The organism is Streptomyces sp. NPDC052299, assembly GCF_040679335.1.
In the GTDB taxonomy this organism is placed as follows: Bacteria; Actinomycetota; Actinomycetes; order Streptomycetales; family Streptomycetaceae; genus Streptomyces.
Genome location: NZ_JBFAUP010000003.1, coordinates 58,343 through 80,090 on the forward strand (window position 1 = coordinate 58,343; position 21,748 = coordinate 80,090).

The 21,748-nt window shown below is 71.1% G+C and carries 20 protein-coding genes; 7 read left to right on the plus strand and 13 right to left on the minus strand.

Features of this window, described 5'->3' with window-relative positions; genetic code table 11:
- The first annotated feature begins 48 nt into the window (after positions 1-48).
- Positions 49-747, plus strand: coding sequence for a helix-turn-helix transcriptional regulator (locus AB0L33_RS05800; RefSeq protein ID WP_365678024.1), 699 nt, complete (start codon positions 49-51; stop codon positions 745-747).
- A 77-nt stretch (positions 748-824) separates the two neighbouring features.
- Positions 825-1,349 carry a nuclear transport factor 2 family protein gene (locus AB0L33_RS05805; RefSeq protein ID WP_365678026.1) on the plus strand — a complete coding sequence of 175 codons (525 nt, stop codon included), beginning with the start codon at positions 825-827 and terminating at the stop codon, positions 1,347-1,349.
- 324 nt (positions 1,350-1,673) lie between these two features.
- On the opposite strand, the gene AB0L33_RS05810 is transcribed toward AB0L33_RS05805, so the two are convergent.
- The 10 genes from AB0L33_RS05810 to AB0L33_RS05855 form a co-directional block, all read right to left on the minus strand.
- Positions 1,674-4,742 (minus strand): AAA domain-containing protein, encoded by a 3,069-nt coding sequence (locus tag AB0L33_RS05810; RefSeq protein ID WP_365678028.1) that lies wholly within the window; start codon positions 4,740-4,742, stop codon positions 1,674-1,676.
- A 377-nt stretch (positions 4,743-5,119) separates the two neighbouring features.
- Positions 5,120-5,533 (minus strand): DNA-binding protein, encoded by a 414-nt coding sequence (locus AB0L33_RS05815; protein WP_365678030.1) that lies wholly within the window; start codon positions 5,531-5,533, stop codon positions 5,120-5,122.
- Positions 5,515-5,799, minus strand: a complete 285-nt coding sequence (locus tag AB0L33_RS05820) for a hypothetical protein (protein WP_365678032.1) — start codon at positions 5,797-5,799, stop codon at positions 5,515-5,517. The genes AB0L33_RS05815 and AB0L33_RS05820 overlap by 19 nt, the downstream gene beginning before the upstream one ends.
- A 216-nt stretch (positions 5,800-6,015) precedes the next feature.
- Positions 6,016-7,104 (minus strand): redox-regulated ATPase YchF, encoded by a 1,089-nt coding sequence (gene ychF / locus AB0L33_RS05825; RefSeq protein ID WP_365678034.1) that lies wholly within the window; start codon positions 7,102-7,104, stop codon positions 6,016-6,018.
- Between the two features lie 119 nt (positions 7,105-7,223).
- Positions 7,224-8,435, minus strand: coding sequence for a GNAT family N-acetyltransferase (locus tag AB0L33_RS05830; RefSeq protein WP_365678036.1), 1,212 nt, complete (start codon positions 8,433-8,435; stop codon positions 7,224-7,226).
- 68 nt (positions 8,436-8,503) lie between these two features.
- Positions 8,504-9,586, minus strand: a complete 1,083-nt coding sequence (locus AB0L33_RS05835) for a peptidase C39 family protein (RefSeq protein ID WP_365678038.1) — start codon at positions 9,584-9,586, stop codon at positions 8,504-8,506.
- Between the two features lie 19 nt (positions 9,587-9,605).
- Positions 9,606-11,702, minus strand: coding sequence for an iron ABC transporter permease (locus tag AB0L33_RS05840; protein WP_365678040.1), 2,097 nt, complete (start codon positions 11,700-11,702; stop codon positions 9,606-9,608).
- Positions 11,699-12,763: an iron-siderophore ABC transporter substrate-binding protein gene (locus tag AB0L33_RS05845; RefSeq protein ID WP_365678042.1), complete on the minus strand. Its 1,065-nt coding sequence runs from the start codon at positions 12,761-12,763 to the stop codon at positions 11,699-11,701. The genes AB0L33_RS05840 and AB0L33_RS05845 overlap by 4 nt, the downstream gene beginning before the upstream one ends.
- Positions 12,764-12,842: 79 nt before the next feature.
- Entirely contained in the window at positions 12,843-13,706 is an 864-nt protein-coding gene (locus tag AB0L33_RS05850) for an ABC transporter ATP-binding protein (protein ID WP_365678044.1), read from the minus strand.
- 179 nt (positions 13,707-13,885) lie between these two features.
- On the minus strand, positions 13,886-14,770 hold the full coding sequence (locus tag AB0L33_RS05855) for an AraC family transcriptional regulator (protein WP_365678046.1): 885 nt from the start codon (positions 14,768-14,770) through the stop codon (positions 13,886-13,888).
- Between the two features lie 253 nt (positions 14,771-15,023).
- On the opposite strand from AB0L33_RS05855, the gene AB0L33_RS05860 reads away from it, so the two are divergent.
- Entirely contained in the window at positions 15,024-15,551 is a 528-nt protein-coding gene (locus AB0L33_RS05860) for a DUF6542 domain-containing protein (RefSeq protein ID WP_365678655.1), read from the plus strand.
- Positions 15,552-15,574: 23 nt separating this feature from the next.
- Here AB0L33_RS05860 and ppgK read toward each other — a convergent pair whose 3' ends face one another.
- Both ppgK and AB0L33_RS05870 read right to left on the minus strand, forming a co-directional pair.
- Positions 15,575-16,321 (minus strand): polyphosphate--glucose phosphotransferase, encoded by a 747-nt coding sequence (ppgK, locus tag AB0L33_RS05865; RefSeq protein WP_365678048.1) that lies wholly within the window; start codon positions 16,319-16,321, stop codon positions 15,575-15,577.
- Between the two features lie 61 nt (positions 16,322-16,382).
- Positions 16,383-17,372, minus strand: a complete 990-nt coding sequence (locus tag AB0L33_RS05870; RefSeq protein WP_365678050.1) for a 4-hydroxy-3-methylbut-2-enyl diphosphate reductase — start codon at positions 17,370-17,372, stop codon at positions 16,383-16,385.
- Positions 17,373-17,446: 74 nt separating this feature from the next.
- Here AB0L33_RS05870 and AB0L33_RS05875 point away from each other — a divergent pair, with 74 nt between their 5' ends.
- From AB0L33_RS05875 to AB0L33_RS05890, 4 genes are all read left to right on the plus strand, one after another.
- The gene (locus AB0L33_RS05875; protein ID WP_365678052.1) at positions 17,447-18,820 is read left to right on the plus strand and encodes an APC family permease; all 1,374 of its coding nucleotides are present in this window, start codon (positions 17,447-17,449) and stop codon (positions 18,818-18,820) included.
- A gap of 46 nt (positions 18,821-18,866) precedes the next feature.
- Positions 18,867-20,078: an exodeoxyribonuclease VII large subunit gene (gene xseA, locus AB0L33_RS05880; RefSeq protein ID WP_365678054.1), complete on the plus strand. Its 1,212-nt coding sequence runs from the start codon at positions 18,867-18,869 to the stop codon at positions 20,076-20,078.
- 44 nt (positions 20,079-20,122) lie between these two features.
- Positions 20,123-20,359, plus strand: a complete 237-nt coding sequence (locus tag AB0L33_RS05885) for an exodeoxyribonuclease VII small subunit (RefSeq protein WP_365678056.1) — start codon at positions 20,123-20,125, stop codon at positions 20,357-20,359.
- Between the two features lie 148 nt (positions 20,360-20,507).
- Positions 20,508-21,098, plus strand: a complete 591-nt coding sequence (locus tag AB0L33_RS05890) for a malonic semialdehyde reductase (RefSeq protein WP_365678058.1) — start codon at positions 20,508-20,510, stop codon at positions 21,096-21,098.
- Between the two features lie 104 nt (positions 21,099-21,202).
- Here AB0L33_RS05890 and AB0L33_RS05895 read toward each other — a convergent pair whose 3' ends face one another.
- A complete protein-coding gene (locus AB0L33_RS05895; RefSeq protein WP_365678060.1) occupies positions 21,203-21,721 on the minus strand; it encodes a DUF4245 domain-containing protein in 519 nt (172 codons plus the stop codon).
- Between the last annotated feature and the right edge of the window lie 27 nt (positions 21,722-21,748).

Below are 21,748 nucleotides of genomic sequence, written 5' to 3' on the forward strand. Positions count from 1 at the left end.
AGTGCCGACGGCTGGCTCACGCGGCCCTGGGGTCGGTACCTTCACGAGGTGACCGGCTCCCCGGACCTGGCTGCCGTCGCCGCGCTGATCGGCGACCGCACGCGCGCGAAGATTCTGCTGGCCCTGCTGGACGGCGGCCCGATGGCGGCCTCCGCCCTGGCCGAGCGGGCGAAGGTCTCGGCCCCGCTCGCGAGCGCGCACCTACGAAAGCTGACGGCCGGCGGTCTGCTGGCGGTGCAGCCGCTAGGACGTCAGCGCTTCTACCGGCTCAGCGGCCAGGCCGTAGCCGACGCCCTCGAGGCGCTGCTGCTCGTCGCGCCCCGCGTGCCCGCCCGCTCGTACCGCGAGGCGTCCGAGAACGCCGCGCTGCGACGCGGGCGGATGTGTCACGACCACATCGGCGGCCGAACGGGCGTGACGCTGACGAGAGGACTTCTGGACGGCCGTTTCCTCGAATCCCGCGGGCCCGTTCTGCACGTCACCCCTCGCGGGGCACGGGCTTTCGGCCGCCTGGAGATCGACGTCGGCGAACTGGCCCGTCAGCGACGCCCGCTGACCCGCGCCTGCGCCGACCGGAGCGAGCAGGACCACCACCTCGGCGGGACCCTCGGCGCCACCCTCGCTTCGGAGTTCTTCCGCCGGGGCTGGCTGCGCACGAGCGAGCGCAGCCGCGCCGTCTCGGTGAGCGAGCACGGCCGCGAAGTGCTGCTCGAACACTTCCGGCTGCACGACTGCGGCAAGGGGTGAACGCCCGGCGGACGGGCGCGCGTCGGCCCACGGACACTTCAACCGGCGGTTAACCGATCCGGTCCTAGCGTGGCGCCATGCCCGAACACGACGATGCGCTCTCACTGGCCGAGCGAGTGAACCGCCTGCAGATCCGCGCCGATCTCACCGACCTGGCCGACCGCTACGGCCATCTGCTCGACGACCGCGACTGGCCCGGCATCACTTCCTGCTTCACCCGGAACGGCCGTCTGAAATTCAAGGGCGGCGAGATCACCGGCCGCGAGCAACTGGATGCCTTCTACCGCGCCCAACTACCGAAGAACGAGTTCACGTTCCACTACCGGCACTCCCACGTCATCACGATCATCGACGACGAACGGGCCACCGGCGTGGTCACCGCACACGCCGAACACGGCCGCGACGGCACCTGCGTCCTGGCCGCGGTGCGCTACTACGACGACTACGCCAAGGAGGACGGCGTCTGGCGCCTCGCCTGCCGGAAGATCCGGTCCCGCTACTGCCTCGATTGGCCCGACATGGCGCGAGACTTCCACGAGGGCGCCCTCAGCCCACTGATGCGGGCCCCGGTCCCCCACGCCGGGCAAACAAGCCGTTCCTGACCACCCCGGAACGCCCGAAGGGGCCGACCCCACCGGAGTCGGCCCCTTTCGCACGGCGTGTCTTCCACGTCAGCGACGTGAAGATCCGCCCCGGCTCACACGTTGAACCGAAACTCCACCACAACCGGTCTGACCTGCGGGTTTGCGGGCGCGTCCCAGCACGGGATTTTCGACAAAGTAACAAGAGGCTTCGACACCGAGACCACTATCCAACATCCGCGGGCGCCGGTGCGCGGATGCTCCCCTGTTCGTCTCCAACTTCCCACACCATGAGGGCGAGGCTGTCCATCGATGATGCCGGTGCCCTAGTTGAGGTTGAACCAGCTAGCGCCGCGCCCCTGACTTGAGCCGAACAGCCTTTTCCCACGCCCGACTCCCTCGCCGCGCTGGACACATCCGGTTGAAGCATCGCCAGTACCAGGAACCGTCGGCCCGACGGCGCAGGTCCACTTCCTCCCCCTTGCATGCATCGCACCGAGGGGGTTTTGCGAAGTCCTCCGCATGCTCGTGAGTCAGGATCTTGCGTGCGAAGTGGCCACCCTTGATGGTCAGCATGACCTCACGCGAACGGCTCTGCGAGAGGGAGTTGAGGCTGCCCAGCAGAACCGTGTGCTCGTCGATCACGACGATCTTCTGGTGCATTACGTTGACGGAGACGACCGTCTGCACCACTGCCCGGAGCTGCTTGACCAATTCGGTCTGCTTCTTCTGACCCGTGTCGTAGGGATCACGCACGAAGACCGTCACCCGGACACCTCGGCGCACGGCCTCGTCCAGCACCGGCAGCAGCCCGATGAGACGTTTCGCGGTCCACGGAGACCAGATCCACAAGGAGTTGCGTGCTTCTGCCAGCCGTGAGGCAAACGTCTCGTAGAACGAGATCTCGTCGTCGACGTCGGAGACTTCAACATGACGGGAGAGGACATTGGCGAGACGCGTGCCGAAGGGACCGAGAGGGACGTCTGGCCGCTCGCCGGGGGCGATCAACTGAGTAGCCGGGACCGTGCGGACGCGTCGGTCGCTGATGAGGGCAGCCAGCCTACCCATGGCGGTCTGCTCACCCGCAGCAAGGATGCGCCTTCGGCTTCCGACGACGTAAAGCCTGGTCTGAACGCGGGTGACGGCGACGTTGAAGAGTCGTATCCCATTGCGCTCCCAGGCTGACGCTCCAGGCGCCCGGGATGCCCGGGACATCCAGAGACCGTCACCGTAGTCGTCCTCCACGGTGTCGAAGATGACCACGGGGAACTCGCGGCCCTGAAATCGATGAGCCGTTCCGACTTCTGCGAGCCGACTGCCGGCGCCCTCGCTGTCCCGGAGCGCCTCCAAGGTGGCTTCGGCCTGTACCGGATACGGCGTCACGACACCGGCCTCCTCACCGTCCTCTCTGTGCAGATCGATCAGGGCTCGTGCGAGCAGTGAGCCGGCCGGCCACCATCCCTTGCGACGGCCGGTTCGGTGGACCTGGGCGAGGTTCTGCAGCCCGTCGGTGTCGATGATCACGATCTCGGGGTCGTCCGAGGCGCGCCGCGCTGCACGCTGCTCAATACCTGGGCCGGGTTTCAACACGCCGTCGTACGCGAGTGAGTTCGCCAGACTCATGACGTCGTGGCCGAAGCGGTGCTGAACATCCAGTACGACGCAGCCTTGGTGATTCACAGCTGCCATCGGGGACTCGATATCGAAATGCTCGTAGACCTCACGCAGGATCCAGCGGGCAACGTCGGGCCGCTTGCTTCCGTCGAGTTGCGGCATCACGGGACCGAGCTGCATGAAGTCCCCAAGGAGCACCGCAGTGGTCTTCGCCTTTCCTACGGCCAGGAGTACCTCGGGCAGGGTCGCGGCCCCGGCCTCGTCGACAAGGACCACGTCGTAATCGCCCTCGAAGACCGCCTTCGTGGTACGAAAGCGGGCGAGGGTAGTGGCTACGACCTTGGCACCACGAATGATCTCGCCCTGGGCGTCACGCGCAAGCTTGTCGTACTCCTCCTGGAGTTCGCGATGACGGCGTTCCAGCACCGGCCGACGCTCTTGATCCTGCGCCACCCGAGGTTTCAGGTCCGCCACCTGTGCATGGCGTCGGGGATGACCGAGTCGGTCGGCCTCCTCGATACGAGCTTCAGCCGCTTGGGAAAGCCCAAGTTCCCTGGCGAGAACGGCCAGGTGGGCGCCCTCCGCCAGATGGTGTCGCCGGGCCTGTTCCAGGGCCTTGTCCACCCTCTTCAGGGTCGTCTGCCGGAGCTCGATTTCCTGCTTGCTGAACGGAATCCGAGCCCCGAGTTCCGCCAGCTGTGTCGCGACGGCGTCCTCCTGCCGGGCCAAGACCGATCGAGCGTCCACCGCCTTCTGACCGGCCTGGCGCGCGTCGGCGCGCGCCGTCTCCAGTCGAGTTCGCGCAGTTTCCCGTTCCCGCTTTGCCCGGCGCCTCGCAAAGCCTTTCAGCTGTTCAAGACCATCCACGAGCTCCTGAGCCGCCGCACACTCCCTGTCGGCAACCAGTGCCTTCGCCTCCAAGTCGGTCACTGCCCGGCGGAGTCGTTCCAGGCTTTCCTGATACTCGTCGTACGACTTCCAGTCGGTTTGAGCCTGCTTCGTCGCCCTCACCGCTTCGAGCGCGGCCTGGTGGGACCTCTCCAGCCGTACGGCAGTGTCCTCCGCATCCTTGGCATCCCGGCGTGCCTGATCGAGCGTCTGCTCCAAAGCCGCGGAAGCTCGGGCAGGATCGTCGAGTCGGACACGGTCTGCGGCGTACGCCACAGCGTCGAAGTCCGTAAGGCCCCGCTCCAGCTCCTCCAACTGCTGGGCCCGCTCCCGGGCCTCAACCAGCTGAGCGGCGACAGCACGGCGGCGCTCATCGGTTTCGGTCAATCGGTGGCGCACCATCAGCGTGAGGCAGACACTCGCGTCCTCCGCAATCTCCCTCAAGTGAGGCGGCCCCACGCGGACGAGCTCGCCATCACCATGCCGACGCTCTTTGACCACACCCCATAGGGCGTTGTCCACCGCGATATTGGTGGCCGAGACCAACAGGACCCGCTTCCCCCGGGCAACGAGATCGCTGATGGCGCGTTTGAGAACCGTGGTCTTGCCAGTGCCCGGCGGCCCCCACACCAGCCACAGACCCTCGCCCATGCATGCCCGATAGGCGCGATCCTGAGCAGGCAGGAGCATGCCGGGCGGCAGTCCAATGGCAGCAAGGCGCCCCGTGCCCGCCTCGCCTCGGGCCATGAGATGGGCCAGCGGAGCATCGGCGAGCGAGGCCATGCCTTCCCGCAGCGCCTTGACGAGGAAACCGGTGGGCTGCGGCTTCATCCACAGACAGGGATCCGCCGGGTCTGCGAACTCGGGAACACGCACGCGAAGCGCAGTGCCGTCCTTATACACGTCGAGCACGGAGTGACCTGCGTCAATGTCGCTCTCATCAGGTCCGGCCAGTCGCAGACTGTCCCCCTGGAGCTGGTCCGTCCCGGTTTCGGACCCGCGCACGTCGACTACGTACTCCCCAGGTTTCCGACCCCGGGCCGCTCGCCCCAGGAGGCGCCACCGTGGCTCGCGAGAAGCCACGCCTTCATGTGCCACCCAGGCGTCCAGTGCCGAGACGACTTCTTCCTGCCAGCCCACGTTCCCCCGCTAAAACCGCGCTGCCCGGACCTTGATCAGTGGTACCAGTCCGCACTCGCGTTCACCACTGGCAATCCCGCCAAGGTGCGGCGTCCACATCCCATTCCGGCAGGACTCAGCCAGGAAGGTGGCATCCGGGTTAGTTGCCGTTAGATCCCCACCAGCCGAACGCGATCGCCGCAGAGTTTGACCATGTCATCGATATCAGAGGTCAGCATGATCACCGGTCGATGCTGTCGCAGCGCGGCCTCGGCGACCGCCGCATCGATCGCGTACTTATGCCCGTGCAAACCAGCATCCATCAGCAACTTCGAGGCAGCCCTCGCCTCCTCGTCGCCGACCGGGACGACCCGCAGCCCGGAAAGCACCCAGTTCAGGCGGGACTTGTTCGTACGCGCGTGGACGGCTTCGATGATGGTGAGCGCACTGATGACGACCTCCATGCCGCGCGAGCGCGCCTCAGCGATCAGAGCCACCACCTGCTCGTCGTCGGCGAGCAGCTTCGAGAGTCCCTCACTGTCGAGGACCAGCGTCCCCTCGTGACTCAGCGTGCGGCGGGCCACTCGGCCTCCTCGGCGAACACCTCGTCGAAGACCTGCCGCGCCCGTTGACGGGCCGGCTCGGAGACCGGCCCCTTGCGGCTCTCGTAGTCCGCCAGGTACTCGTCCAGGACCTGCCCCCGCAGCTCACGCTCGACCGCCTCGGCGATGAACGCGGAGAACTCCCGCTTCCCCACCCGCGCCCGGATCGCCTCCGCGGTCCCCTCCGGCAGCGACAGGCTCACCCGCGTCGCCGGCCCTTCCCCGATGCTGTACGTCGTCTCAGCCATGCCCCCGATTGTGTCAAACGAGTAGGAAAAGTGCCACGTCCGCACTACCTTCACAGCTCGACCAACGCCCTGCTCACACAATTCCCAGCACGGGCGCCCTCATCCCATCCCAGCACCATCCCAGCCCGGGAGAAAACAAAGGGCCCGACCCCGAAGAGCCGGACCCTTTCTGACCCGCATGTTTGCCAGATCAGCGACGTGGTGACGCGTCACCCGCTACACGTTGAAGCGGAACTCCACCACGTCCCCGTCCTGCATCACGTACTCCTTGCCCTCCATGCGGGCCTTGCCCGCTGCGCGGGCTTCGGCGACCGAGCCGGTTTCGATCAGGTCGTCGAAGGAGATGATCTCCGCCTTGATGAAGCCCTTCTGGAAGTCGGTGTGGATGACACCGGCCGCCTCGGGGGCCGTGGCGCCCTTCTTGATCGTCCAGGCGCGGGTTTCCTTGGGGCCTGCCGTGAGGTACGTCTGGAGGCCCAGGGTGTCGAAGCCGACGCGGCCGAGGGTGGCGAGGCCGGGTTCCTCCTGGCCCATGGACTGGAGGAGTTCCAGGGCCTCGTCGTCGTCCAGCTCGATCAGCTCGGACTCGATCTTGGCGTTCAGGAAGATCGCCTCGGCGGGGGCGACCAGGGCGCGCTGTTCGTTCTTGAAGTCCTCGTCGACCAGCTCGTCCTCGTCCACGTTGAACACGTAGATGAAGGGCTTGGTGGTGAGCAGGTGGAGCTCGTGGAGGAGGCGGCCCTTCTCCGTGGAGGCCGTGATGCCCGCGTGGAAGAGGGTGTCGCCGGCTTCGAGGATCTTCTGCGCCTCCTCGACGGCCGCCAGCACCGCGACCTTCTCCTTCTGGAGGCGGGACTCCTTCTGGAGGCGCGGGATCGCCTTCTCGACCGACTGGAGGTCCGCGAGGATCAGCTCGGTGTTGATCGTCTCGATGTCGTCCTTGGGCGAGACCTTGCCGTCGACGTGGACGACGTTCTCGTCCTTGAACGCGCGGATGACCTGGCAGATCGCGTCCGACTCGCGGATGTTCGCGAGGAACTTGTTGCCCAGGCCCTCGCCCTCGCTCGCGCCCCGCACGATGCCCGCGATGTCCACGAAGTCCACCGTCGCAGGCAGGATCTTCTGCGAACCGAAGATCTTCGCCAGGGCGTCCAGACGGCGGTCCGGGACGCCGACCACGCCGACGTTCGGCTCGATCGTGGCGAACGGGTAGTTGGCCGCCAGCACGTCGTTCTTGGTCAGGGCGTTGAACAGGGTCGACTTGCCGACATTCGGCAGTCCGACGATTCCGATACTAGTACTCATGCCACAAACGTCCGCTCAGGATCAAGAAGGGTGGGGTCGGCCGCGACGGCGGCCCAGGCGCGCCATCGTCCACGTGCGCGTATCACGGTACAGGGACCGGGGCGAGGAGATCTCCTCGGTCAGAACCAGTGCAGGCAGTGTGGGGAGACGTCGCTCGCGAACAGCGCGTCCGCGCGGGCAGCGGCGGCCGGGTCGTGGGCCCGGATGTGTCCGGCCCGTACGAGGGTGCTCGGACGGGTGCCGCCGAGGTAGACCGAGCCCAGGTCCCGGACGTCCAGGGACAGGTCGGGCCGCCGGTCCGTGGCCACGCACTCCGCCCTGCCGTCGCGGACCGCGAGCAGGTAGCGGCCGTGCTCGCCCAGGAACGGGTCCGCGACGTCCAGCACGAGCTCCCCGTCCGTGAACCAGCCGCGCGCCGTCAGCGCACGCGGTACGTCGAGCAGGCGCACCCAGAGCCAGTCGGTGTGGCCGCCGACCTCGCCGGCCCGGACGTCCGCGAGCTGCCAGCGCAGCGGGTGCTCCGGCGGAACGTGCCGGAACACGACCTGGGAGACCAGGTCGTGCCCGAGGGCGTACCGGGCCAGGGCGGTGAAGGCCGCGTCGCCGAGGGCGATGGTCTCGTCCACCGTCAGGGTGCCGGACTCGGTCGAGTAGCTCGCGTACCCGTCCGGAGCACCGTCGGCGTCCCGGTGGACGGCCACGTAGCGGGGGGCCCGGGAGACCGGCGGCTGGCCCGCGCCCAGCTCCCACCAGCGGTGCGGCCGGGACAGCGCGCCGGGCTGGGCGCGGCGGTACCGGTCGTAGACCGCTTCGAGGAGATCGCCGCAGTCGGCGCGGCGCAGGACCTCGACGGAACCGGTGGCGTCGTCGGCCGCCCCGCCCCGCGCCTCCGCCCACTCCCCCTTGTGCCGCGCCACCGTCAGCCGCGCCGTCGACGTCGCCGGGCCGTACCCGAAGCGGCCGTAGATCCGCGCCTCCGACGCCAGCAGCACCGACAGGAACTCGCCCCGCTCCCGCACCTCGGCGAGCTGGTGGCGCATCATCGCGGTGAGCGCGCCGCGTCGCCGGTGCGAGGGCAGGACGCCCACGGCGGTCACTCCGGCGGCCGGGACGGGCTTTCCGCCGGGCAGGGTGAGCTCGAAGGAGTACGCGGCGGCGGTAGCCACGGGCTTCCCGTCCGGGGCCACGGCGAACAGGCCGCGGTCCATCTCCAGGGCCGACCACCAGCGTCCGCCGTCCGCGACCGGGGTCTCCGGGAACTGCCCGAAGGCCGTGTGGACGGTCTCGACGAAGACCTCGAAGTCCTCGTCGGTCGTGGGACGGATCTCCATCACTGCCGCTTCTCCTCGGGTTCGAAAGGGGCCCAGCGTACGGGTGGCCGCGCGCCGGGCGCACCGGATTACTCGTGGGCGGTGCGCAGGGTCACGGCACCGCGGAAGCCCCCCGGCGCCATCCTCGACATCGCGTCCAGCGACGCGTCCGGCACCGGCAGCAGATGGGCGTCGACCCAGGTGTCCCCGGTCGCGCCGTTCGCCCACGGGTCGTCGATCACCACCGCGCCGGGCACGACGCCGTGGCAGAGGACCCAGTGCGGCACCTCGAACCCCTGCATCGCGGCGAGCGAGAGCAGCAGGAGTACGTGCTCCCGCCGCCCGATCGCCTCCCGGACCGCGCTCAGCGGGAAGGGGTGCGGGTCGACCGGGACGCCGGTGCGCTCGGCCTCCGTGCGGGACACCCGCTGGAGCAGCGCGCGCCACTCCTGGTCGCCCGGGCCGAGGTGGTCGAGCATGACGGGCCGGTCCGTGTCGAGGTGGACCGTCACCCCGGACGACGGCCGTGCCCGGCGCAGGGCCACGCCCAGGCCGACGGGCTCGCAGGCCATGAAGTTGGTCGCGTCCCGCCAGAGCGTCAGCTCCGCAGTGCGGTCCAGCGCCTCGCGCGGCAGGACGCCCGCGTGCGCCTGCGCGACGAGGGCGGTGACGGCGCCGCAGCTGAAGTGGGTGGTCTGCCCGTAGTACGGGGGCGCGGTCACCGCGTCGTCGTTCAGCCAGCGGACGTAACCGGCATCCGGTCCCGCCGCGCCCTCCGACTGCGAGAGCGGCGGGTCCAGGGCGGCGAAGCCCGCGGCGGCGGCCTCCTCCGGCGTGACCGTCCAGCCTTCCCACTTCAGCTGGACGAGGCCCCGGTCGCGCGCGTGGGCGGCGACGGCCTCGATGACGGCCGGTACGTCACCCACGGCGTCCACGATCTTCAGATACGCCGTGCCCGGGCGGGCGGTCACGAGCGCGGCGCCCGCCCGCTCCTCGCCGTCGCCGTCGCCGGGGACGGCCACGAGGTGCGGGGCGTGGGCGGCGCGGTCGACCGCGCCCCAGCGCTCCGCCACCTCCGGGGGCACTGGCGGGGCCGGTGCGGTGCCGGGCTCGTACGGCATGACGATGCTGTTCACGGACGGCCCGGGGCCTTCCTGCCGGGAGGACGTCATTCGATTGCTCCAGAGAAGGTCACGCGCGGGACTGCCTCAGCACCCACACGAAGTACGGCGCGCCCACCAGCGCGATCATCAGCCCCGCCGGAACCTGGGAGGGGGCTGCGACGGTGCGCCCGAGCGCGTCCGCCACGCACACGAGCACCCCGCCGAGCAGCATCGCGACCGGGATCGTCCGGGCCTGCCGGGCGCCCACCAGGGAACGGGCGAGGTGCGGGGCGACGAGGCCCACGAAGCCGACGACACCGATGGCGATCACGCTGAGCGCGGCGAGCACCGCGGCGATCGCCAGGGCCGCGAAGCGGGTGCGCGCCACCCTGACGCCGACGATGCGCGGGGTGTCCTCGTCGACGGCGAGCAGGTCGAGCCGTTCGCGCATGGACAGCAGGACGGGGAGGGCGAGGGCCAGGGCCACGGCGACCGGGACGGTGTCCGAGAACGTACGGCCGTAGGTCGTGCCGGAGAGCCAGGTGAAGATGCGGGGCGTGTTGTACGGGTCGGCGCGCAGCAGCAGGAACGTGGTCACGGCGCTGAGGCCGTACCCCATGCCGATGCCGATCAGGACGAACCGGTCGGGCAGGAAGCCCCCGCGCCAGGCCAGCAGGGCGATCACGGCGAAGGTGGCGAGCCCGGCCGCGACGGCGACCGCGACGAGCACCGCCTGTCCGCCGCCGAGGCCCGAGGTGACGACGCCCGCGGCACCCAGTCCGGCGCCCGCCGTGATGCCGAGGATGCCCGGCTCGGCGAGCGGGTTGCGTACGGTGCCCTGCACCACGCTTCCGGCGAGTCCGAGCGCCATGCCGGCGAGGATCGCGGCGGTGACCCGGGGCACCCGGTCGTCCAGGGCTGCCCCGATCAGGCCGGGGGCGTTGCCCTGGATCCAGAGGGCGAGGTCCCCGGTCTTCAGCCAGAGGCTCCCCGCCAGGGTCCCGACGAGGGCGGCCACGGCCAGCAGGGCCGCCGCGGCGGTCACGACGAGGAGGTAGGCGCGCCGGGAGCGTGCGGCGACCCTCGCCCGCGGCGGCTGCTGGGCCCGGCCCGTGTCGCGCAGCCGCAGCGCGAGGACCACGATCACGACCGAGCCGAGCAGCGCGGTCGGCACCCCGGTGGGGATGGAGGCCGCCCCGTCCGCCCCCTGCACGGCGCGCAGGACCGCGTCCGCGAGCAGGATGAGCAGCGCGCCGAGCAGGCCGGCCGCGGGGATCAGGAGCAGGTGCCGGCGCAGCGCGCGGACCCGCCCGGCGATGAGGCGGGCCAGGACGGGGGCGCCGAGGCCGACGAACGCCATCGGGCCCGCGAGGGTGACGGCGGTGCTGGTGAGGAGGACCGCGCAGACCACGGCGAGGACCCGGGTGCTCCGGATCGGCACGCCGAGGGTGGCCGCGGTGTCGTCCCCCAGGTTCATCACGTCGAGCCGCCGGGACAGCGCGAGGGCGGCACAGAGCACCAGGACGACCAGGGGGACGGCGCGCAGCGACGCGTCGATGTCGAGCTGCGAGAGCGAGCCGCTGCCCCAGGCGTAGAGGCCGGTGGTGTTCTGCTTGAACAGGATGAGGAGCATCCCGGTCGCGGAGTCCAGGGCCATCGCCATCGCCGATCCGGCGAGGATGAGGCGGGTGCCCGCGGTGCCCGCCGCCCGGCCCGCCAGGAGCAGGACGAGCGCCGCCGCGACCAGACCGCCGGCGAAGGCGACGACGCCCGAGGCCCACAACGGTACGGAGAGGCCGAAGGCGGCGACGAGCGAGACGGCGAAGTAGGACCCGGCCGAGACCGCGAGGGTGTCGGGCGAGGCCAGCGCGTTGTGCGTGACGGACTGGAGCAGCGTGCCGGCGCAGCCGAGGGCGAAGCCCACCGCGACGCCCGCGAAGAGGCGCGGCAGGCGGGAGCCGGTGAGGATCTCGCCGACCGGCGCACCGTCGGCGCTGTCCCGCTGCCCGGTGAGGTGGCGCAGCAGGTCGCCGACGCCGACGCCCGAGGTGCCTTGGGTCAGGTGCCACAGGCCGACCAGGACGGTGGCGGCGAGGAGGACCGCGAGGACGGCCGCTCCGGCGGGGGCCCCGCCGCGTTCCCGGGGTGGACGCGGCGGGGCCTCCGCTGTGCGTACGGCGCTCACTTCTTGTCGAGTACGTCGACGTAGGCGTCGATCGCCTGCTCGTTGGAGCGGGGGCCGCCCGCGCCCCAGACCCGCGCCGGGAAGGCGTGGGCGCGGCCTTCCTCGACGGCCGGAAGCTTCTTCCAGATCGGGTTCTTCCGGAGCGCGGCGACGTAACCGCCGGCGCCTTCGTCGTTGGCGTAGAAGAGGTTGGCGTCGCCCACCGCGACGAGTCCCTCGACGTCCGTCTGCGCGAGGCCGTAGGCGGGGTCGACGCCTCCGTCGCCGTGCTCCTTGTTGACGCTGCTGGTCCACGCGGGCTTCAGGCCGAGTTCCTTGCCCAGTTCGGTGAAGAGGGCGCCGTCGCTGTAGGGGCGGACGGTGAGGTTGTTGCCCTCGAGCCAGCCGTCGAAGAACACGAAGTCCTTCGTCGGCAGGTCGGCGTCGGTGACCTGCTGCTTCGCCTTCGCGAGGTGGGCGTCGAACTCCTTGAGGACCTGGTCGGCGCGCTCGGTGCGGCCCGTGGCCTCGCCGATCATGCTGAAGACCTGGCGCATGTTCCCGATCGGGTCCTTCGGGTTCGCGCCGCGCGTGGCCAGCACGGGGACGCCCCGCTTCTCCAGCTTCTTGATCATCTCGTCCTTGGCGTCGAACGCCTCCACGACGATGAGATCGGGCTCGGCCGCGTAGAGGGTGTCGAGGTCGGGCTCCTCACGGGTGCCGATGTCGGTCACCCCGCTGGGCAGCTTCTCGGCGCTGACCCAGGTGCTGTAGCCCTTGGCGTCGGAGACTGCGGCGGGGGTGACGCACAGGGTCAGCGCGTCCTCGACCTGCTGCCACTCCAGGACCGCGATGCGCTGGGCGGGCTTGTCGAGCTTCACCTGCCGGCCGACGCCGTCCGTGAGGGAGACCGGCCCGGTCGACGTGGTGGTGGTGTCGTCGGCGCAGCTCTTCGACGCGGGGGCGGCCTTGGCGCTGCTCCTGGCCGTGACGTCGGCGGCGTCGGTCGTGCCGCAGGAGGCGAGGGCGAAGACGGCGAGCCCGGTCGAGGCTGCGGCCGTCAGGCGGCTGACGCGGTTCATGGAGGGTCCTCTTTCTCAAATGTTCGAGCTGTGCGTCGGAGCGCGGCACGGCCGCTCCGGAAAAGGGGTGGCGTCCTCGTCAGGTGAGGTGGCGCCCGAGGGGGTCGATGCGCAGCCGGCCCGTACGCGGGTCGAGGGCGACGTCGACGCGGATGTCGTAGACCTGGCCGATGTTCTCGGCGGTGAGCACGTCGGCGGGCGCGCCCGCCGCGTGGATGCGGCCGGCGTGCATGAGGACCAGCGTGTCGGCGACCCGGGACGCCTGGTCGAGGTCGTGGAGCACGATGCCGACGGCGAGGCCGTGTCGTTCCACGAGGTCCCGCACCAGGTCGAGCGTCTCGAACTGGTAGCGCAGGTCCAGGTGGTTGGTCGGTTCGTCCAGCAGCACGACGCCGGTGTCCTGGGCGAGGCAGGCGGCGAGCCAGACGCGCTGCATCTCGCCGCCGGAGAGCTCCCCGACCTGCCGGTCCGCCATGTCCCGGACGCCGGTGACGCCCATGGCGCGGTCGACGGCGGCGCCGTCCTCGGGGGCCGGTCCGGCGAAGCCGCGCCGGTACGGGTGACGCCCGAACGCCACGACCTCCGCGACCGTCAGCCCCTGCGGGGCGGGCCGCGACTGGGAGAACAGGGTGACCTCGCGGGCGAAACCGCGGGGACTCAGCAACGCCGCGTCGCGCTCGGCCGCTCCGTCGGCGCCGCCGAGGGTGACCCGGCCGCCGTCCACCCGGTGCAGCCGGGAAAGGGCGCGCAGCAGCGTGGACTTGCCGCTGCCGTTCGGCCCCACGAGGGCGGTCGCGCGGCCGGGCTCCAGGGTGACCGAGACGCCGTGGACGACCGGTTCGCCGCCGTAGCGCAGCACCAGGTCCCGCCCGTGGAGCGCGGACGCCGGCGCGGCGGGGCCGTCGGCGAGTCTTCCGGCACGGCGGAAGGGGCTTGTGAGCATGACGAGGTCCGGGTGATCGGAGGGGCGCGGTGTGGGCACCCCCGCTCGGCCTTCACGGGCCGGGCCCGCAGGCCCTGCCTTACGCGGGCAGCACCGCATACGGGCGTACGCGGGCAGCACCGTGCACGGCGAGCAACAACTAAGGGTTACCTAACTCGAAGAAGACTATATTCCGCTTGTCAGGCGGACAATCCGGGGTTCTCGCCACCCGATACGGGATTCCGGACATCCCGGGAGGCGGTCACGGCTCCGAGGAACGCGCCGGGCGTGGTGCCCATGACGCGCCGGAAGGCGGCGATGAAGGAGCTGGGCTGCGCGTAGCCGAGGAGCTCGGAGACGGACGTCACGTCGAAGCCGTCGGACAGGAGCGTCAGCGCCCGGTGCACGCGCAGCATCTGCCGCCACTGTGCGAAGGAGAGCCCGGTCGACCGGCGGAAGGCGCGGGTGATCGTGCGGTCGCTGGTCTCCAGCAGCCGCGCCCACTCCTCCAGTGAGCGGCTGTCGGCGGGATCGTCCAGCAGGGCCTCGGCGATGGCGTCGATCCGTGCGTCGCCGGGCAGCCGCAGCGCCAGCTGGTGCTCCGAGGGCTCGATCACGTCGAACACGACGGCCTCCGCCCGCAGCCGGGCCGCCTCGGCGAGGTCCGTGCGCGACAGGTGGGTCAGCAGCGATACGAGCAGCGGGGTCATCGCGATGGCCTTCGGCTCCCCGAACGCGAACGGGGTGCGGTCCGGGGCGAAGAAGGCGCTGTGGAAGCGGGCGCCCTCCGTCGCCCGGCCCGCGTGCACCACTCCGGCGGGCATCCAGAGCCCGTGCCCCTCGAAGACGGTGAAGACCCGGTCGCCCACCCGGGACGTCAGCGTCCCGCCGCGGACCCAGACGAGTTCGTGCAGCCGGTGCGCGTGCTCGGCCCACTCCGTGGGGGCGGCGACGATCCGGAAGTCGGCGACGACAGCACCGGAGTCCGGCACCCGCTCGGGAAGCGCCCCGGCCCGGCGCAGCACCGTGCCCGCCTCGCGCCGCCACAGCCCCGGGCTCACCTCATCACGGGACGACCGGACCATACGGGCGAGTCTAAGCCGCGCCCCCGACCCGGTTCCCGTTGCGCCGTGTGGCATCGAACTCATCGCCAAGGTCGGCCAAAGGGCGTGTCCCGCACCTGATTCCGGCATCCCGGCGACCTACGTTGTCCCGGTGGAGCAGCACAGGACACGTCCCCCGCAGCGCAGGCAGGCCCGGCAGACCCCGTTGTCCCCGCTGGGGGCGGCCAAGGGAGCCAGGAAGGCCGACGGCACGGGGGCCCTCGGTCACCGGGTGATGAGCGCGCCCGCCGGGCGGCCCGTCCCGCCCGCCGTGGGCGCCCTGCGCCGGCTGCCCAATCCCCGGCTCACCGGGATCGGCGCCGGGCTCTTCGCGGCTGCCGCGATGTTCCTGATCGGCTGCGTGGACTGGCTGCTGTTCGACGAGTCCGCCGTCGTGTTCGGCGTACTGTTCCTGCCGGTCAGCGCGCTCACCGCGCTCTGGGTGCGGCCTGCGGACCTGGTGACCGCGCCCATCAGCGTGCCCATCGCCTTCGCGCTCGGCATCGCCCCCATCGCCGGGGGCGGCGGGGGCCTCGGCGGCCGGACCATGGCCGTCGTCACCGCGCTCGCCGTCCACGCCGGCTGGCTGTACGGCGGCACCCTCGTCGCGGGCCTCATCGCCTCCGTACGCAAGGTGCGGCTGATGCGGGCCCGGCAGCGGCGCCTGATGCCGGCCGCGCAGACCGCCCGGCCGGCCGCCGCGGCACCGGCACCCGCGGGGCGCTCGGCGGGGCGGCCGCCCCGCCGGCCCTCGCAGCGCTGAGCCGCCTGCCCCGCGCCGGGCCGTCAGCCCGAGGCGGCGGCCTTCGCGGCCATCGCCGCGCCCACGATCCCCGCGTTGTTCTGGAGCTCCGCCGGGACCATCTCCGCCCGTACGTGTTCGATCAGCGGCAGGAACTTGTCGGCTTTACGGCTGATTCCGCCGCCGATGATGAACAGTTCGGGCGAGAACAGCATCTCCACATGGGCCAGGTACTTCTGGACCCGGCGGGACCAGTGGTGCCAGCCCAGGTCCTCGTCCTCCTTGGCCTTCGTGGAGGCGTGCTTCTCCGCGTCGTGACCGTGGAGCTCCAGGTGGCCGAGCTCCGTGTTGGGGACGAGCCTGCCGTCGATGAAGAGCGCGCTGCCGATCCCCGTACCGAAGGTCAGCATGATCACCGTGCCCTTGCGGCCCCGGCCCGCGCCGAACGTCATCTCGGCGATGCCCGCCGCGTCCGCGTCGTTGAGCACGGTGACCGGGAGGCCCAGCTTGTCGCCGAGCAGCCGGCGTGCGTCCTGGTCGATCCAGCCCTTGTCGACGTTGGCCGCGGTGCGGGTGAGGCCGTCCGTGACGACCCCCGGGAAGGTGATCCCCACCGGGCCATTCCAGTCGAAGTGGCCGACGACCTCGGCCACGCACCCGGCCACGTCCTTGGGCGTCGCCGGGTGCGGTGTCAGTACTTTGTGGCGCTCCCGCGCCAGGTCTCCGCGGTCCAGGTCCACGGGAGCACCCTTGATCCCGGATCCGCCGATGTCCACGCCGAAGATCTCCATGTGATCCACGGTACGGGCAGCGGCGCGCGCCCACTCCCGGAACGGCGCCCGAGGGCCCCGGTTACTCGCCCTTCAGGGCCGCCGCCTCCGCGCGCAGGTCGCGGCGCAGTTCCTTCGGCAGCGAGAAGACGATCGACTCCTCGGCGGCCTTCACGATCTCGACGTCCTCGAAGCCCCGCTCGGCCAGCCACGCCAGCACGCCGTCGACCAGCACCTCGGGCACCGAGGCGCCGGAGGTGACGCCGACCGTGGACACGCCCTCCAGCCACGCCTCCTCGATCTCGTCGGCGCCGTCGACCAGGTGGGAGGCGCCCGCGCCCGCGCCGAGGGCGACCTCGACCAGGCGGACCGAGTTGGAGGAGTTCTTCGAGCCGACGACGATCACCAGGTCCGCGTCGGCGCCCATCTGCTTCACGGCGGTCTGGCGGTTCTGCGTGGCGTAGCAGATGTCGTCGCTCGGCGGCGAGATCAGCAGCGGGAACTTCTCCTTGAGGGCGCCGACCGTCTCCATCGTCTCGTCGACGGAGAGGGTGGTCTGGGAGAGCCAGACGACCTTCGACGGGTCGCGCACCTCGACGTTCGCGACGTCCTCGGGGCCGTCGACCAAAGTGATGTGGTCGGGGGCCTCGCCGGAGGTGCCGATGACCTCCTCGTGGCCCTCGTGGCCGATGAGGAGGATGTCGAAGTCCTCCTGCGCGAAGCGCACGGCCTCCTTGTGGACCTTGGTGACCAGCGGGCAGGTCGCGTCGATCGTGGCGAGCTTCCGCTCGGCCGCCTCCTGGTGCACGGTCGGGGCGACGCCGTGCGCGGAGAACATCACGATCGAGCCCTCAGGGACCTCCGCCGTCTCCTCGACGAAGATCGCGCCCTTCTTCTCCAGGGTCTGCACGACGTACTTGTTGTGGACGATCTCGTGGCGCACGTAGACCGGGGAGCCGTACTGCTCCAGGGCCTTCTCCACGGCGATCACGGCACGGTCCACGCCCGCGCAGTAGCCACGGGGAGCGGCGAGGAGGACGCGTCGGGGGGTCGTAGCAGTCATGCGTCCCATCGTAAGGCCGTATCGGACGGGCGTGGGGGGCAGCAGGTCGGGAGACTGATCTTGACGCGACCAATGGAGGGCTCATGGCCGACAGCGGTACGGAATCCGGCAGCCACGGCTCCACGGAACAGGCGGCGCTGCGGCGGACCCTCGGCTTCCGGGACCTGGTGGTCTACGGGCTGCTCTTCATCGCCCCGATGGCCCCCGTCGGCGTGTTCGGGACTCTGGACGCGAAGTCGGACGGGGCGGTCGCGCTGGTGTACGTCGCGGCGACCGTCGTGATGGCGTTCACCGCGTTCAGTTACGCACAGATGGTCCGGGTCGCCCCGATGGCCGGGTCGGTGTTCGCGTACGCCCGCAAGGGTCTCGGCGAGGGGCCGGGATTCATCGCCGGGTGGATGGCGATGCTGGACTACCTGCTGATCCCGGCGGTGGCTTACCTCTTCAGCGGGATCGCGATGAACTCGCTGGTCCCCGAGGTCTCGCGGTGGGTGTGGACGGCGCTCGCGGTGGTGGTGACGACGCTGCTCAACCTGTGGGGCGTGCGGGCCGCCGCCCGGGTCGGCTTCGCGGTGCTGGCGATGGAGATCGTGGTGCTGCTGGTGTTCGTGGTGTCCGCCGTGGTGGTGCTCGTACGGGACGGGGCGCAGCGGGGCTGGCTTTCGCCGCTCACCGGGGATTCCGGTTTCTCCACGACGGCGGTGCTGGGCGCGGTGTCCGTGGCGGTGCTCTCGTATCTCGGGTTCGACGCCATCGCCTCGTTCGCCGAGGAGGTGACGGGCGGCTCGGGGCAGGTGGCGCGGGCGGTGCTGTTCTGCCTGGTGCTCGCGGGTGCGCTGTTCGTGGCGCAGGCGTATCTGGCCGCCCTGCTGGAGCCGATGACCTCGGCGGAGCTGACCGCCGATCCGGGGGCGCAGGGCTCGGCGTTCTACGACACGGTGGACGCCGCGGTGGGGACCTGGCTGCACGATCTGGTGGCGGTGAGCAAGGCGGTCGGGGCGGCGTTCGCGGCCCTGGCGGGGCAGGCGGCGGCGGGGCGGCTGCTGTTCGCGATGGCCCGCGAGCGGCGGCTGCCCGGGCTGCTGTCGCGGGTCGATCCGCGCTCCGGGGTGCCCCGGGTGGCGATCCTGCTCGCGGCCGTCGTGACGCTGGTGGCCGCGGTGTGGGCGGCGCGGCGCGACGACGGGCTCGACCATCTGGTCTCGGTCGTGGACATCGGGGCGCTGACCGCGTTCGTGCTGCTGCACGCCTCGGTGGTCGGCTGGTTCGTGGTGCGGCGGATGGAGGGGGCGCCGAGCTGGTGGCGGCATCTGGTGGTGCCGGTGGTGGGCGCCGGGGTGCTGATCGCGGTGATCGTGGAGGCGACGGAGAGCGCGCAGGTGGTGGGCACCTGCTGGCTGGTCGTGGGGCTCGTGGTGGTGCTGGTGCAGCGGGGGCGGCGGGGCGTGGCCCCGTAGGCCGGGACGGGTCCTCCTGTCGGTCCCGGCGGTTACGCTCGCTCGCATGGCTCTGAACACTTCCCCGGAAGCGCCGCTGCCCGTCGGTGACGTGTCGCGGCTCATCGGCGGCTGGATCGACCGGCTCGGTTCGGTCTGGGTCGAGGGCCAGATCACGCAGTTGTCGCGGCGGCCCGGCGCCGGGGTGGTGTTCCTGACGCTGCGCGACCCGTCGCACGACATCTCGGTGAGCGTGACGTGCTTCCGGCAGGTCTTCGACCGGATCGCCGACGTCGTCTCGGAGGGCGCGCGGGTCGTCGTCCTCGCCAAGCCGGAGTGGTACGCGCCCCGGGGGCAGCTGTCGCTGCGGGCGACGGAGATACGGCCGGTCGGCATCGGCGAGCTGCTGGTGCGCCTCGAACAGCTGAAGAAGTCCCTGGCCTCCGAGGGGCTGTTCGCCCTGGACCGGAAGAAGCCGCTGCCCTTCCTGCCGCAGTTGATCGGCCTGGTCTGCGGCCGGGCCTCGGCGGCCGAACGGGACGTCCTGGAGAACGCCCGACGCCGCTGGCCCGCCGTCCGCTTCGAGGTCCGCAACACCGCGGTGCAGGGGGTGCACGCGGTCAGCCAGGTCGTGCGGGCGGTCAAGGAGCTGGACGGCATCCCGGACGTGGACGTGATCGTCGTGGCGCGCGGCGGCGGCAGCGTCGAGGACCTGCTGCCGTTCTCGGACGAGGAGCTGATCCGCACGGTCGCGGCCTGTCGTACGCCGGTGGTCTCGGCGATCGGGCACGAACCGGACTCCCCGCTGCTCGACCTCGTCGCGGACGTGCGGGCGTCGACGCCCACGGACGCGGCGAAGAAGGTCGTGCCCGACGTGGGCGAGGAGCTGGACCGGGTGCGGCAGCTGCGGGACCGGGCCCTGCGGACGGTCCAGGGGCTGCTCGACCGGGAGGAGCGGGGCCTGGCCCATGCGCTGGGGCGGCCCTGCATGGAGCACCCGCAGCGGATGGTGGACGAGCGCGAGGCGGACGTGGACGCGCTGGCCGGGCGCGCCCGCCGGGTGCTGGGCCATCTGCTGGACCGGGCCGATTCGGAGCTGGCCCACACCAGGGCCCGGGTCCTGGCGCTGTCGCCCGCCGCGACGCTGGAGCGCGGTTACGCGGTGCTCCAGCGCGCCGACGGGCACGTGGTGCGGGAGCCCGCGGAGGCGGGCGCGGCCGGGGAGCCGCTGCGGGCCCGGGTGTCGGGGGGCGAGTTCGCGGTGCGGGTCGCGGAGTAGCGGGCCGGGATCGACACAGGAGCCGGACACATAGGGTGGATGACATGACGGACGACGGGACGGCGGCCGCCGCAGCGACGAGCCCGCTGGGCTACGAGCAGGCACGCGACGAGCTGATCGAGGTGGTGCGCCGGCTGGAGGCGGGCGGGACCTCGCTGGAGGACTCCCTCGCGCTCTGGGAGCGCGGCGAGGAGCTGGCGAAGGTGTGCCGGCACTGGCTGGAGGGCGCCCGCGCCCGGCTGGACGCCGCGCTCGCGGGCCCGGCGGACGACGAGGCGTAGCGGCTTATTCCGGCTTGGCCGAGTGAGTCTCCCCACTCCCCATTTAGTTGAAAGTTAATGCACTTTCCCCGTACGGTGATCGTCGTGGCCGGGTCCTCCGCGCCCGTGGCCCGATCCCCCCGTGTACGTCCGGAAGGTAATACGCACGATGTCCCTCGTTCTTGACCCCGCCGCCCAGGACCTCCTCTTCCGCGAGGCCCGCACCGCCAACACGTTCACCGACGAGCCGGTGACGGACGAGCAGGTCCAGGCCATCTACGACCTGGTCAAGTACGGCCCGACCGCCTTCAACCAGTCGCCGCTGCGCGTCGTGCTGGTGCGCTCCGACGAGGCCCGCGCGCGTCTCGTCCAGCACATGGCCGAGGGCAACCAGCCGAAGACCTCGACCGCGCCGCTGGTCGCGATCCTGGCCGCGGACAACGAGTTCCACGAGGAGCTGCCGGCCCTGCTGCCGCACTTCCCGCAGGCCAAGGACATGTTCTTCTCGGAGCGCCCGGTCCGCGAGTCCGCCGCCTCGCTGAACGCCGCCCTGCAGGCCGCGTACTTCATCATCGGTGTGCGCGCCGCCGGCCTGGCCGCCGGCCCGATGACCGGTTACGACGCCGCGGGCATCGAGAAGGAGTTCCTGGACGGCGACCACAACGTCCTGATGGTCGTCAACATCGGCAAGCCGGGCGAGGACGCCTGGTTCCCGCGCCTGCCGCGCCTGGCGTTCGACGAGGTCGTCAAGACCGTCTGAGCCACGGCCGTACGAGCCACCGCCGTTCCCGGAACGGCGAACACGGGGAAGGCCCCGGAGCGAGTGCTCCGGGGCCTTCCCCGTGTTCGTGCGCCGTACGGCGGTCAGGACGTCTTCAGCGCCGCCGCCATCTCCTCCAGCCGCTCCGCCCCGGCCGAGCCGGTCACCACCGTCGTGGCGCCCTTCTCCTCCCGCACCAGCGCGTCGTACTTCGGGCCCTCCCAGCGCTGCCAGGTCTGCCCGGCGACCTCCTGGGTGCGCCCGGTGTCCTTGGCCTCCTGGCTCACCTGGCTGATGTAGGACTTCGCCGGGGCCGTGGACTGCTCCACCGCGACGTACTTGCCGTCGGGGTCGAGGAAGCCCAGGTGCCAGCTGTTGCCCTTGTCCCGTTCGTACGTGACCGAGGTGGGCTTCCAGCCCGCGGGCAGGCCGTCGGGGGCCGCCACCGGATACGGGGCGGCGCGCCGCGCGGTCAGGAGCTCGACGCGGTAGTCGACCGCCTTGACCGGATCGGCCTTGTCGTCGTGCGGGATGAAGATGTAGACGACACCCGCCACGGCGGCGATCGCCAACAGCGACAGGATCATGTCCCGGACGGTCTGCTTGCCTTGCTTGCTTGCCACGCACCCATGGTCGCATCAGCGCCCGTG

Bases quoted from the DNA above. Each gene is read 5' to 3' on its own strand.
- AB0L33_RS05805 (WP_365678026.1), top strand. From the start codon at position 825: ATGCCCGAACACGACGATGCGCTCTCACTGGCCGAGCGAGTGAACCGC.
- AB0L33_RS05820 (WP_365678032.1), bottom strand. From the start codon at position 5,799: ATGGCTGAGACGACGTACAGCATCGGGGAAGGGCCGGCGACGCGGGTG.
- ychF (WP_365678034.1), bottom strand. From the start codon at position 7,104: ATGAGTACTAGTATCGGAATCGTCGGACTGCCGAATGTCGGCAAGTCG.
- AB0L33_RS05830 (WP_365678036.1), bottom strand. From the start codon at position 8,435: ATGGAGATCCGTCCCACGACCGACGAGGACTTCGAGGTCTTCGTCGAG.
- AB0L33_RS05835 (WP_365678038.1), bottom strand. From the start codon at position 9,586: ATGACGTCCTCCCGGCAGGAAGGCCCCGGGCCGTCCGTGAACAGCATC.
- AB0L33_RS05845 (WP_365678042.1), bottom strand. From the start codon at position 12,763: ATGAACCGCGTCAGCCGCCTGACGGCCGCAGCCTCGACCGGGCTCGCC.
- AB0L33_RS05850 (WP_365678044.1), bottom strand. From the start codon at position 13,706: ATGCTCACAAGCCCCTTCCGCCGTGCCGGAAGACTCGCCGACGGCCCC.
- AB0L33_RS05855 (WP_365678046.1), bottom strand. From the start codon at position 14,770: ATGGTCCGGTCGTCCCGTGATGAGGTGAGCCCGGGGCTGTGGCGGCGC.
- AB0L33_RS05860 (WP_365678655.1), top strand. From the start codon at position 15,024: ATGAGCGCGCCCGCCGGGCGGCCCGTCCCGCCCGCCGTGGGCGCCCTG.
- ppgK (WP_365678048.1), bottom strand. From the start codon at position 16,321: ATGGAGATCTTCGGCGTGGACATCGGCGGATCCGGGATCAAGGGTGCT.
- AB0L33_RS05870 (WP_365678050.1), bottom strand. From the start codon at position 17,372: ATGGGACGCATGACTGCTACGACCCCCCGACGCGTCCTCCTCGCCGCT.
- AB0L33_RS05875 (WP_365678052.1), top strand. From the start codon at position 17,447: ATGGCCGACAGCGGTACGGAATCCGGCAGCCACGGCTCCACGGAACAG.
- xseA (WP_365678054.1), top strand. From the start codon at position 18,867: ATGGCTCTGAACACTTCCCCGGAAGCGCCGCTGCCCGTCGGTGACGTG.
- AB0L33_RS05885 (WP_365678056.1), top strand. From the start codon at position 20,123: ATGACGGACGACGGGACGGCGGCCGCCGCAGCGACGAGCCCGCTGGGC.
- AB0L33_RS05890 (WP_365678058.1), top strand. From the start codon at position 20,508: ATGTCCCTCGTTCTTGACCCCGCCGCCCAGGACCTCCTCTTCCGCGAG.